The following is a 13049-nucleotide window of genomic DNA, read 5'->3' as shown; positions in this document are numbered from 1 at the left end:
TACAGAGTAGCAAAGTAGCAGAGTAGCAAAGTTTACAATTGCTTTAAAATTACTTTGCTACTGTATAACTTTCAAACTTTGCTACTTCTTTAAAAATACTTTGCTACTTTGCACTCTTCTACTTTGCAACTATTCTCGTAACTTTGCCACTCTGCAACTTTGAAACTTTGCAACTATAAAAAGATGGGAATTATAAAATTAAAGAATATACGCACTTTTTCGTATCACGGCTGCCTGATTGAGGAAAGTAAAATAGGCAGTGACTACAGGGTTGACCTTGAAATTAAGACCGACCTGAGAAAATCTATGGAGACGGATAACCTTACCGATACCGTAGATTATGTGCACCTTAATAAAATAGTAATGGAAGAGATGGCTATTCGCAGTAATCTCTTAGAGCATGTAGCACAGCGTATTATAGTAAGAACCTTTGCAGAGCTGCCCGAAGTTGCAAGAATTAAACTATCTGTAGCCAAGCTAAACCCGCCTATAGGTGGCGATGTAGCACAGGTAGCCATAGAGATTGAAGAATACCGTACTTAGTAAAGTATTTTGCACTTTGTACACTTTTTTCTTGCGTTACTGCAAAATATATGTAAATTTGCCAACCGTTAATAGGGCATCTTGGCCGAGTGGCTAGGCAGAGGTCTGCAAAACCTCGTACAGCGGTTCGAATCCGCTAGATGCCTCCAAAAAAAAGCTATCAAATATTTGATAGCTTTTTTTGTTTTTAATCGTTTATGTATTAACTACTTATTTTTTTCTACCTTATCTATAACGGCATTTAACTCTTTAGGAAATATACCCTGCAGGAGTAAAAAGAAGCCAAAAATCATTATTACAAGGCTTATCCCTTTTTTAATTTTTACAATATTAGTTGTGGTAAGTTTTGTCCTTAGCTGTTTTGCAAGCATAATTTTACCAATATCTACAATAAAATAAGTAGTTACTACAGCTATAAAAAATATAAGCATACGTTTAGGGTCCAGATCCAGTTTAGGCCCCCAGGCGATAATTACACCAAGCCAAAAGCCCAGCACCCCAATATTTATAAAATTAAGGAAGAACCCTTTTGCAAATAAGCTAAAATAATTGCGTTTTAAAATATCTTTGGCAGCTTCGTCCACTAATTCGTTTTTAGAGCTTTTAGTGATGTTTAAAAACGAAATTAAGCCATATAAAAACATAATAAGCCCACCAAATATAAACAGGGCGGGCTCATCTTTTATTTTTGCAAGCAGCTGGTAACTGCTAAAATAGGCTATAAGTATAAAAACAACATCAGATGTTATTGCACCAAGATCAAAAGCAAGGGCAGCTTTAAAACCTTTAATTACACTGGTTTCCAGCAATACAAAAAACACTGCGCCGGGCATTATGCTCAAAATTAAACCTAACGGTATGGCGCTTAAAATATCCTGTAACATCCATTTTATTTAATGCTGCAAGTTACTATTTAAAATTTTAAATTTAAAAATACCCCCGTAATTAACTTTTTTTTGCACTAATACTATCCTAATTAACCACTACAATACTGCCATCTTCGCCGGTTGATTTATTAACCGTTTTAGGATTACCAAATATTTTTAACGATGCATCTTCTCCTGCTTCTGCATTAACAGTTCCTTTTGTGGTAATGGTTGCAACAGCATCTGCAGACAGTTTAATAACGGTATTAACAGTTAAAAGATCGGTACCTTTAAGTACAGCATCATCTTTTAAAACAGCGTTATGATCTGTAGCTTTACCGGTAAGGGTTACCACCGCATCATCGCTGGCAACGGTAAATAGTTTTTGCACGTTAAGGTTAAGGTGCACTATAGCATCGGCTCCGGCTACAAGTTTAAATTCGTTTGCTTTAATTTCATCATTACCGGATATTACAGAATCTTCTCCTGCAATAATTGCCTCCAAATTATCTTTGTAATACAGCGTTACATTGCTGTCATCACCACGAAGGATTAACAGCCCTCCTACGTTTTCAACTGTAACTTCTTCGTCCTCGTCATTGTTAGCAACAACCAGTTTATTCTCATTAGATTTTACAAGTTTAACCTTCATATCTTCGCCAGTGGTCAGGCTTTTAAATGATTCAAGGTTAATAGTTTTTTGGGCTGCAACAAGGTTAAAAGCAGCAAGGGCAGTAAGTAAATAGAGTGATTTCATAAGTATATTTTTTTATTGATTGATTGATTATATACTTTAAAGACTGTATGATATACCAAACGTTACAGTTTGAAACAAAAAACCTCATAAAAATTTATTTATGAGGTTTTTATAAATTTGAAACAAGCCCTAAGACTGGTAAAAATTCTTATTTTCTTATATTAATAGTACCGCCTGCAAACGTTTTTTGGTTAACCTGTTTAGGGTTTCCATAAACATCAATAGTACCGCCTGCCTTTGTTTTAGCATCAACAAAATCGGTAGCAAAAACATCTGCATTACCACCGGCACTAACAGATACTGTAGTTTGCGCAGTAGTAAGGCTTTTTGCTTTTATAATTCCGCCTGCAGTTAACGTAGCGTCATGGTTTGCTGCTTTACCGGTAAGGTCTAATATACCGCCCGAAGTTGCTTTAGATTTCAGCTTTTGTACATCAAGCTCCAGTTTTATGGTAGAGCCTTCTTTAGTATTTACCTCAAAAGCGGTACTGTTAAACGTATCTGCCGATCCTACATAAGAACCTTCACTCGCCTCTACCTGGTTGATAACCTTGTAATAAACAGTAGCATTAATGTCTTCTCCCTTAAGTAGTTTAGAAAGTTTCATGCGTACTTTAAGTTCGTCATTCTTAGTTACTACTTCTACATCTTCAGCCCTTGACCCGTTGATTACAATCTTACTTTCGTTAGATTTTACAAGGGTTACATTTATTTTATCGAATACCCTTATGGTCGTAAAATCGCCTAAATTTTTAGTTACCTGTGCCGATACAAACTGGCTTAAGCCTATAAAGGCTATTATCATTAATTTTTTCATGATACTTAATTGTTTTTTTAATTGTAGTATACCACAAAGACTCCCGGCTGTCTAAATTGTTACAGTTCCGAAAATACTTAGTGTATTTCTAATTTGTTATTGATCGTTTTTGCGTAAGAACGTAAAGTCAAGCTGTTTCTTAACAAGATCGGCATTTTTAACCTTTACAAATACCTCGTCGCCCAGCTGCAGAATGTTATGTGTAACCTCTCCTACCAGTGCATATTGCTTATCATCAAAAGTGTAGTAATCGTCTTTTATTTCGCGTATGCGGCACATGCCCTCACACTTGTTAGAGATGATCTCTACATAAATACCCCACTCTGTAACGCCCGATATTACACCCAGGAACTCTTCATGCTGATGGTCGAGCATGTATTTAACCTGCATGTATTTAATACTGTCGCGCTCTGCATTAGCAGCAAGGCTCTCCATAGATGATGAGTGTACACACTGCTCTTCATACACCTCTTTATCGGCAGATTTTCCACCGTCCAGGTAATGCTGAAGCAATCTGTGTGCCATAACATCCGGATAACGGCGTATAGGCGATGTAAAGTGCGAATAATACTCAAAGGCAAGGCCGTAGTGGCCTATGTTATCTGTACTGTATTTAGCCTTGCTCATGGTGCGTATGGCAAGGGTATCTACAAGATTTTGTTCTTTTTTACCCTGAACATCGGCTAATAAATTATTAAGCGATTTAGATATATCTGTTTTAGACCTTAAGTCTATTTTGTAACCAAATTTAGCAATAACCGTTTGCATGTTAATAAGCTTATCCTGGTCCGGCTCATCGTGAATACGGTATACAAAAGTTTTTTCAGGCCTTTGTTTCCCTATAAATTCAGCAACTTTTCGGTTAGCCAAAAGCATAAATTCCTCTATAAGATGGTTGGCATCTTTAGCAACTTTAAAGTAAACACCTACCGGTTCTGCCTCTTCATTAAGATTAAATTTAACCTCTACCTTATTAAAAGATATAGCGCCGTTAGCCATACGCTTGCTACGCAATATTTTAGACAATGCATTTAGTTTTAAGGTAGCCTCTTTAATAGCATCGCTAACCTCATATTCGGCACCGGTAATAGAAATTTCCTGCGGAATAGTATTGCCACCGGTTTCTATAATATGCTGTGCTTCCTCATAAGCAAAACGCTGATCGCTATAAATTACTGTACGGCCAAACCACTGGTTTTTAACCACGGCTTTTTCGTCTATCTCAAATATTGCAGAGAATGTATATTTTTCCTCGTTAGGGCGAAGCGAACATGCAAAGTTACTAAGCACCTCTGGCAGCATAGGTACTACCCTGTCTACAAGATATACCGATGTTGCCCTGTTATAGGCTTCAGCATCAAGTATAGTGCCTTCTTCAAGGTAATATGATACATCTGCAATATGGATACCTATTTCATAATTACCATTCTCCAGTTTCTGGAACGATAAGGCATCATCAAAATCTTTTGCATCCTTAGGGTCTATGGTAAAGGTAAGTACATCACGCATATCCCTCCTGCGGGCAATCTCTTCGGGTTCAATCTCAGTATTTATCTTTTGTGCAAATACCTCTACATCAACAGGAAAGTCAGATGGCAATCCGTATTCGGCTAATATGGCATGGATCTCTGTGTTGTGTTCGCCCGGTTTACCAAGCACACGCAGCACCGACCCAAAAGGGCTATCGGCTTTGGCAGGCCAGTCGTCCATTTTAACCAATACCACATCACCATTTTCGGCATCGCCAAGTTTATTCTTAGGGATAAAAATATCGGTATACATTTTTGGGTTGGCAGTACTTACAAAAGCAAAATTCTTTTGTATGTCTATTACACCCACAAACTCTGTTTTATAACGCTCAATAATTTCTACAACTTCGCCTTCGGGCTTACGGCCTTTACGACGGTTGTATATATATACCTTAACTTTATCTTTATCAAGGGCTTTACCAAGATTATTGGTAGGTATAAATACGTCTTCTTCTAATTCCGGAGATACAAAATAAGCAGTTTTCCTGCTTGTCATATCTATTTTTCCTTCAACATAATCGGCTTTGGCAGACACGGTGTATTTGCCTCTTTCAACTTCTTCAATCTGCTCCTTAGCGGCAAGATACTTAAGCTCTTTAATAATATCGTTCCTGCTTTGGGTATCATCCACTTCAAGTATGGCAGCTATCTGCTTATAGTTAAACGACTTATTAGAATCTTTTGCGAGTATCTTGTAAATTTTTGAAGAAAAATCATTTTCTTTTTTCTTCGACGGTTTTCCGTTTCTATTACTCATATAATTTTTAATAATGCTGAAAATTACAAATAACTATTATAATTATAACAGTAGTTAATGAAATAATAACTTTTTAGTACTTAATTTTATATAGATTTTCCTAATAAAAACCATGGTATGAACCATTTTATTACCGCAGCAACCTTTAGCTATCCTCATGAAATTACCATTTTAAAACACCTGTTAGTCAAGGCCGGTTTATCTTTTTACTTTGAGAACGAAACAATGGCTACCGTTGTACCTTTGTACTCACACGCATTAGGCGGTATAAAACTTAAGGTTCACCCAAACGATCTTAGCACAGTAAAAGATATCCTTGAACAACTGAATACAAATACACACTTAAAAATAGTTTGAAAATAAATTTTGAAAGTCAACCTTCAAAATTGTTATCAACACTTATTAAATAATAAAAAAAAGATTTTTTAAAATTTAAATTTTTTTGATGTTTATTATGGCGTGTTAATAAGGCCTATAACTTTTTGAAATAAATTGGTTTTTGTTAGTTATACAATCTTATACAATTGTTTCAACAATGTAAAGTTATTGTAAACTTATAAAAGTGAGGTAGTTTCGTAAATATAGTAAAAGGTTATTAACAATGGTTAATTTATAGTTTGTATATCTTTTACCTGATAACTTCTCCTGTTAATATGTGTTAATAAATGGTAGTTAATACCTGATAACTTTTAAACAAATTCGCGAAACTTTATTTGGATTTGTAATCCCGGTTTTGCATTATAAAAATTATGTTACAATGTTAAAAAAAGTTTCCTTTTTCGTTATTTAGTTATCAACAAAGTTACCCGTTTTTTATATCCTTTATTATCAGGGCTTTTACTTATTTACTAACAATATGGTTTTCGTATTATATTTATTGTATATTATACTGCCAAAATGTAGCAATAATCACAATTAAACGGCAATTATTGTAGTACTGCATTTTCTTTAATACCTTTGCATCAACAACATAACACATTACATTGTATGAAAATTTCTATAGGTAACGACCATGCCGGGCCGGAGTATAAAAAAGCTATTGTAAAGTATCTTGAAGGCAAAGGTATTGAAGTTATAAATCATGGTACCGATACTGCCGACAGTGTTGATTATGCCGACTTTGTACACCCGGTTGCTACCGATGTAGAGAACGGTACTGTAGATCTTGGTATCATCATCTGCGGAAGTGGTAACGGTGCTGCTATGACAGCTAACAAACACCAGAAAATTCGCGCTGCACTATGCTGGAATAAAGAAATTACAGCCTTGGCACGCCAGCATAACAATGCAAACATATTAAGTATACCGGCACGCTACACCTCTATAGAGCAGGCTGTAGATATGGTAAATACTTTTTTAACTACAGATTTTGAAGGTGGCCGCCACCAAACAAGAATCGATAAAATGCCTTGCTCATAAGAAGTTTGCAGTCGTAGTGACAGTTTTTGAGCAAATATAAATAAGTCATATTATTATATTTTAACTAAATTCCGTCAACGCACTGACTCAATTTAGCTAAATTCCGTCAGTCAACTGACGGAATTTTCATTTTATAGACATTTTTGTACCAAATAAAAATATCATATAGTTAAACTTTTTTAAAGCAAAAAAGTGTTAAATAACAAAGTTGTACATAGTGCTATCTTTAAATTTACCACAAAGGGCACCAGGTTTTCACAAAGGGCACAAGCTACAATTTAAAAACGCTTCGCTTTTAGAACACAAAGTTGCTCCGCATAGCATTGTGTTCCTGCTGACGAAGTCAGGTTAACTCCGTGTTCATTGTGAAAAACCTGGTGCCTTTTGTGGTAAATTCTTCGGCTTTTTAAATGCCTGTGGTAATAATTTTAAAAAGTATTTTGTAATAAATAAGATCGTATAATCCTTTATTTCATTTTTGATTTAGAGCGTATATCTTTTATAATACGGTTATAGCTGCCGGTTACAAGGCTTGCAGCGGGTTTATAAAAATTAACGTCGCCGGTGGCATTCGGGTTTTTTTGAGAATTGCCCACTACGGTTTGAGAATAAATTATGCTTTTGTTCTTAAGGTCGTATACCTCAAGGGTTACCCAGGCAGATGCTTGTCCGCGCAAAAGGTTATTACGAATATCTACAGTAGCTGCTACCCCGCCTGCAGATGCCGCGCGTAATGGATTACCACCTATTTCTACCGCAGCTATATCATCCTGGTAAATATCATCTTTAATGTTTATATAATAGTCATAACCTGTGCCGTTATACAAATCGGTAAGCAATTGTTTATTGGGCTGCAGCGGAACGGTTACCAACAATAGCCCTTTTGCAGTGGCAGTTTCACTAAGCCTGCCATCTGTAAAAGCGGTAAAGTCTTTAACGGCTTGCTCATTAATGTATTTATTATCTACATTATGCAACAACCATTTGCCCTGTGTAAAATCGAGCCCCATTTGGCTGGGCCCTTTAAAAATATAGGATGGCGTGGTACAGCTTGCGAGAAACAGGAAGGGCGTGAGTAAAAGTAATTTTATAATACGCATAAGGTGGTTTGGTTTAAATATATAACGCACAGTATTATTACAAAATTGTGCTTCCCTGCTATGGTTGTAATCCTATTGCTGTAAAAATTTAAGTACCGCTGTGCCAATTTTATCAGGGCCGTTTTGAGAAGCCGAATTTGTCAACACCACGACACCTGCTTTTTTATCTTTTAGGTAACCTGTGTAGCTTGTAAAGCCTCCTGTGCCGCCATTATGCCACACCAGTGTATCGCCTTTTGTTGGGTATAAAAACCACCCAAGGCCTATTGAGTCATCGCCTTCCTTAAAAGTTTCTTTATGTGATAAAGCAATGGCAGGAGTAGCATCGGCTATATTTGCTTTCAGGTACAAAACCATATCTGCAAGGGTAGACCGTATCCCACCTGCAGGGTTAGTATCGGCAAGGTTCCAGTGAGGGGTTGCGGCGCCATTTGCGTAACCCGTGGCAAAGTTAGCCAGTTGTTTTTCAGGAACAAACGTAGAGGTGTTGCCCATTTTTAAAGGCTGGGCAATGTATTTGGCAAGCAATTGTTCATAAGTTAACCCATATACTTTTTGTAAAATAATACCTAATACCGCCACACCGGTATTGCTGTACTCCTGCTTTGTACCGGGCACCGATTCTAATTTTACCCTCGACAGGTAATTAAAATACATTTCTTTAGTGTAGTGTCTGTATGGATCGTTCTCATTATAGCCGGCTGTGGTACCAAGATCATCCGTTAGTTTTGGCAGGCCTGATGTATGGTTAGATAAATGCTTTACCAAAACAGGCTTCCCGTCAAGCTCCAGTTTGGCGCAGGCAGCAGGCAAATACTTGCGGATATCATCATCCAATGAAATCTTTTTATCTAAAACTGCCTGTGCTAATAATATACCAGTAAATGTTTTAGATATCGACCCGATCTCGAAAATAGTGTTATTACCGGGCAGTGTCCCCTGCCCTTTTTTAGCCTCGCCATAATGATAATAGAAGATACCATCGGCTTTAACCACAGCTACAACGGCACCTACGTTATTTGGGTCGGTAAAAAATTCGGTTACGGCTTTGTCAACCTCGTTATCTAATGGGGTCAGTTTTTTATTATCGCTGGCTACGGGTGAGGTTCTGATAGTTTTTTCTTTATACGGCTTCAAAGCAAAACCTGTTATTTGCGACTGTGCATTGCAGGCCAAAAGCATGCTTAAAACACCCTTGTCAAAAGTGGTTTTATACACCCTAAAACCGTCTTTAACCTCCTTATATTCTGTTGCTTTTATTTTACCTAACGCTGCCTGGTTGCCTAAAAAAGCCGCAAAATATTTCTGGGTTACCTGCGTTTTAAAATCGGCTGAAAGCATATTATAAATACCCTCATAATCGCCACTGTTAAAAGAGGTGGTTATGGTTGCAACTACATTTTTATAAACCGTTTCGTCCTGCGCCTGCACGTTAAATACAGTTACTACTAATAGTAAGAGCGATAAATATTTTTTCATAGTGTGGTGTGGTTTATGCTATTAGTAGTGAAAGTTAGGAATTTGTAACAGGGGGGATAAAAAAATCCGCCTTGTGGGGCGGATTTTTTAGAAAAGAAAATATATAAAATTACTTTTCCGTATGATAGGTTTATAAGTTTCAACGGGGGGGAATCAAACCCCCATCTCCTCCGAAAAGGCGTTCTATCATTAAACTATCCGTGCTATTTTGGGACAAAGTTAGATGTTTGCGCCTAAGCTTTGTAATTGAATCATAATATTAGAGTCAAATTTTGCACCTTGTAATGATTGAGCTAGAATTAAATTTTGTACAGGTAAATTAATACACCCTGTAAAATTGGTATTACTTAAATTAGCGTTTGTAAAGGTAATATTATTTTTAAAATTACAATTTTGAAATTTGGCATTTTTTAGATTAGTGTTACTAAAATTTATTTCGTCAAATTCTGAACCGCGAAAATCAACACTTTTCAAATTTGAATTTGATAAATTTGTTTTATTTATTAAGCATTGCCTAAAATCTGAGCTTTCTAAATCTGAATTTACAATATTACTTTTTATTAATGTTGCTTGTGTAAAATTACAATTTTTACCTTTTGAGTCATGCATTTCTAACCTATAAAATTTTGTGCATGAAAAATTGCAATTCCTGATGATCGATCCATAAAATTTTGTCCCTTCACTTTTTAAATGTGATAAATCTGCACCATTCATATTTGAATTTGAAAAATCAGTACCATGTATACTTGAACTTTTCAATATTATTTTTTGCATTAATATTCCATTTAGCTTGCATTGCTGTAATTTTATATCATAAATTTTTTTTGAATTTAAATCTTTTATAGCTGTTACTATTTTATGTTTTGCTTCTTCACTACTAATAAATCTATTAAAATCTATTATTCTTTTTAAATCTGAAATTTCTTTTTTTGACTCTTGATAGTTTAATAGTAGGGACAACATAACACCTATTAAAAAGAAATCAATTATCATTCCATGAACTTCTACTAAAATATTTTTCCAAAATACTTCAGTTTTATAGTCATCAATTGAAAAGTAGACAGCTATGCATATGATAACAGTTAACATAGCAGAGATAAAGATCAATTCAGTTTTTTTCATAATCCAAAATTAGCAATCTAAACCTACAAATTTCCTCCCGCAAAAAATAATTTAAATACTCCAATTTAATTGGCATATTTGCATCTCTTATTACACCACAATGACAAACTTACAATACATTACAGCGCAGGTAAACGCGCCACAAAAAAGCATAGAAAACACTTTACAATTACTGGGCGAAGACTGTACTATTCCCTTTATAGCCCGTTACCGAAAGGACATGACCGGTAATCTTGATGAGGTGGTTATAGAGCAAATTGCTAAACTTAGCCTGGCATATTCCGCTATTGTAAAACGCAAAGATGCCATACTAAAAAGCATTGCCGAGCAAAACGCCCTTACGCCGGAACTGAACCAAAAAATAACCGCCAGTTTCGACCTTACCGAGTTGGAAGACCTTTACCTGCCCTTTAAAAAGAAGAAGAAAACGCGCGCCGATGCCGCCCGCGAAAAAGGCCTGGAACCACTGGCTAAAATTATCATGAGCCAGAATGCCGATGATATGGATTACATCGCGGCAAAATACCTGAATGACAAAGTAGCCAATGAAGACGGGGCACTACAGGGTGCCCGCGATATTATTGCCGAATGGATTAACGAGAACGTATACATACGCAAAAGCCTGCGCCGCATTTTTGGCCGCAAGGCTGCCGTTACCACAAAAGCGGTTAAGAACGCCGACCCAGAGAAAGTCAAAAAATTTGAGCAATACCTAGACTGGAGCGAGAATGTAACCAAGGCTCCTTCCCACCGCCTGCTTGCCATGCTTCGCGCTGAAAATGAGGGTGTAATAAAACTAAAAGTAGACATAGAGGAAAGCGATGAGGCCCTGCAAATTATGGAGCAAAGTGTTATAAAGAACAAAAAGGAAACAGCCATCCACCTTAAAAAAGCCATAGACGACAGCTATAAAAGGCTGCTTGCCCCTGCCCTTTCTAACGAGGTTTTGCAGGAGGCTAAAGCCAAGGCAGATGCTACCGCGATTCAGGTTTTTGCAGGTAATTTAGGTCAGCTGCTGCTTGCACCACCGTTGGGCGAAAAACGTATCCTTGCCATAGACCCCGGCTTTAGGAGCGGCTGTAAAATAGTGTGCCTGGACGAAAAAGGCGATTTACTGTATAACGAAACGATATTTCCGCATGCACCTCAAAATGAGACGGCTATTGCCATGAAAAAAATACGTTCTATGGTTAACGCTTATAAAATAGATGCGATATCTATAGGCAACGGCACGGCAAGCCGCGAGACGGAATTTTTCATTAAAAAAATTGCTTTCGATAACCCACCACAGGTATTTGTGGTGAGCGAGGCGGGTGCATCGGTGTATTCGGCATCAAAAATTGCGAGGGACGAATTCCCTAAATATGATGTAACAGTTAGGGGAGCAGTGTCTATAGGGCGCAGGCTGAGCGACCCATTAGCCGAACTGGTTAAGATCGACCCAAAAGCCATAGGCGTGGGGCAGTACCAACACGATGTAGACCAGGGCAACCTTAAAGAAGAGCTCGATACGGTGGTAATGCGCTGCGTAAACTCGGTGGGGGTAAACATTAATACAGCAAGTAAGTCGTTGCTGGGATATGTGTCGGGTATTGGCGAAAAGCTTGCAGAGAATATAGTAAACTACAGGAGCGAAAACGGCCCGTTTGAAGATCGTAAGCAGCTTAAAAAAGTGCCAAGGCTGGGGGAGAAGGCTTACCAGCAGGCAGCGGCGTTTATCAGGATTCCGAATGCAAAAAACCCACTGGATAATAGCGCCGTGCACCCGGAGGCCTACCCAATTGTAGAGAAAATGGCTAAAGACCTGAAGCTAAAGGCCGCCGACTTAATTTCGAACAAAGAGGCGATTGCCAAAGTAAATGTTGCCAGTTATGTAACACCCGAAATTGGGCAGCTTGGTCTGAATGATATACTAAAAGAACTGGTTAAGCCGGGCCTCGACCCGCGTAAAGCCGCCAAAGTTTTTGAGTTTGACCCTAATGTAAAATCGATAACCGATTTGCGTTCAGGAATGATATTACCGGGTATTGTGAACAACATTACCAACTTTGGATGCTTTGTAGATATTGGTATTAAAGAAAGCGGCCTGGTACATATCTCTCAGCTTAAAGAAGGCTTTGTAAGCGATGTAAACGAAGTTGTGAAACTGCACCAGCATGTTCAGGTAAAAGTGGTTGAGGTAGACGAAGCCAGGAAAAGGGTACAGCTTACGATGATACTTTAGTCGAGTTATTTGTGGATTTGTTTATGCGGTAATTTGTTTTAAAAAGGAATGCTGATGACGCGAATTTAAAACGGATTTCGGTGTCATTCTGAGCGAAGCGCAGCGTAGTGGAGAAATCTCAGCTATCATCGTGACGCTATAACATGAGATTTCTCCACTACGCTGCGCTTCGGTCGAAATGGAAGAACCGCAGATACGGATTTTTCAATATTAGATCAGCTATAAATTAATCATTTAATAGAGTCTGGTTATGTCATTCTGAGCGAAGTGCAACGCAGTTGAAGAATCTCATGTTATGGCATCACGATGATAGCTGAGATTTCTTTACTACGCTGCGCTTTGGTCGAAATGGAAGAACCGCAGATACGGATTTTTCAATATTAAATCAGCTATAAATTAATCATTTAATAGAGTCTGGTTATGTCATTCTGAGCTG

The 13049-nt window shown here is 37.4% G+C and carries 11 protein-coding genes and 1 tRNA gene; 5 read left to right on the top strand and 7 right to left on the bottom strand.

Annotated elements, in window-relative coordinates; genetic code table 11:
• Positions 1-183: 183 nt before the first annotated feature.
• Together folB and F565_RS0118990 are read left to right on the top strand one after the other, a co-directional pair.
• Positions 184-543 carry a dihydroneopterin aldolase gene (gene folB / locus F565_RS0118995; RefSeq protein ID WP_020214831.1) on the top strand — a complete coding sequence of 120 codons (360 nt, stop codon included), beginning with the start codon at positions 184-186 and terminating at the stop codon, positions 541-543.
• 75 nt (positions 544-618) lie between these two features.
• Positions 619-692: transfer RNA gene (locus tag F565_RS0118990), tRNA-Cys, on the top strand.
• Positions 693-749: 57 nt separating this feature from the next.
• Here F565_RS0118990 and F565_RS0118985 read toward each other — a convergent pair.
• From F565_RS0118985 to rnr, 4 genes are all read right to left on the bottom strand, one after another.
• Positions 750-1427, bottom strand: coding sequence for a LysE family translocator (locus F565_RS0118985; RefSeq protein ID WP_020214830.1), 678 nt, complete (start codon positions 1425-1427; stop codon positions 750-752).
• A gap of 88 nt (positions 1428-1515) precedes the next feature.
• A complete protein-coding gene (locus F565_RS0118980; protein ID WP_020214829.1) occupies positions 1516-2166 on the bottom strand; it encodes a GIN domain-containing protein in 651 nt (216 codons plus the stop codon).
• 148 nt (positions 2167-2314) lie between these two features.
• A complete protein-coding gene (locus tag F565_RS0118975; RefSeq protein ID WP_020214828.1) occupies positions 2315-2983 on the bottom strand; it encodes a head GIN domain-containing protein in 669 nt (222 codons plus the stop codon).
• Between the two features lie 96 nt (positions 2984-3079).
• Positions 3080-5269 (bottom strand): ribonuclease R, encoded by a 2190-nt coding sequence (gene rnr, locus F565_RS0118970; protein WP_020214827.1) that lies wholly within the window; start codon positions 5267-5269, stop codon positions 3080-3082.
• Between the two features lie 117 nt (positions 5270-5386).
• On the opposite strand from rnr, the gene F565_RS0118965 reads away from it, so the two are divergent.
• Both F565_RS0118965 and rpiB read left to right on the top strand, forming a co-directional pair.
• Positions 5387-5626, top strand: a complete 240-nt coding sequence (locus F565_RS0118965) for a hypothetical protein (protein WP_020214826.1) — start codon at positions 5387-5389, stop codon at positions 5624-5626.
• Positions 5627-6256: 630 nt separating this feature from the next.
• Positions 6257-6688: a ribose 5-phosphate isomerase B gene (gene rpiB / locus F565_RS0118960; protein ID WP_020214825.1), complete on the top strand. Its 432-nt coding sequence runs from the start codon at positions 6257-6259 to the stop codon at positions 6686-6688.
• A 467-nt stretch (positions 6689-7155) separates the two neighbouring features.
• Here rpiB and F565_RS0118955 read toward each other — a convergent pair whose 3' ends face one another.
• The 3 genes from F565_RS0118955 to F565_RS0118945 all read right to left on the bottom strand — a co-directional run bounded on the left by F565_RS0118955 (position 7156) and on the right by F565_RS0118945 (position 10389).
• On the bottom strand, positions 7156-7788 hold the full coding sequence (locus F565_RS0118955) for a hypothetical protein (RefSeq protein ID WP_154652674.1): 633 nt from the start codon (positions 7786-7788) through the stop codon (positions 7156-7158).
• Positions 7789-7860: 72 nt separating this feature from the next.
• On the bottom strand, positions 7861-9267 hold the full coding sequence (locus F565_RS22015) for a serine hydrolase (RefSeq protein ID WP_020214823.1): 1407 nt from the start codon (positions 9265-9267) through the stop codon (positions 7861-7863).
• 219 nt (positions 9268-9486) lie between these two features.
• Positions 9487-10389, bottom strand: coding sequence for a pentapeptide repeat-containing protein (locus tag F565_RS0118945; RefSeq protein ID WP_020214822.1), 903 nt, complete (start codon positions 10387-10389; stop codon positions 9487-9489).
• A 100-nt stretch (positions 10390-10489) separates the two neighbouring features.
• Between F565_RS0118945 and F565_RS0118940 the strand changes: the two genes are divergently transcribed.
• Complete coding sequence (locus F565_RS0118940; RefSeq protein ID WP_020214821.1) at positions 10490-12613, top strand: Tex family protein; 2124 nt, start codon at positions 10490-10492, stop codon at positions 12611-12613.
• The last annotated feature ends 436 nt before the right edge of the window (positions 12614-13049 follow it).

This window comes from Flavobacterium rivuli WB 3.3-2 = DSM 21788, assembly GCF_000378485.1.
Taxonomy (GTDB): Bacteria; Bacteroidota; Bacteroidia; order Flavobacteriales; family Flavobacteriaceae; genus Flavobacterium; species Flavobacterium rivuli.
Note: the sequence above shows the minus strand (reverse complement) of the source record. Positions and strands in the feature narration are given on the sequence as shown.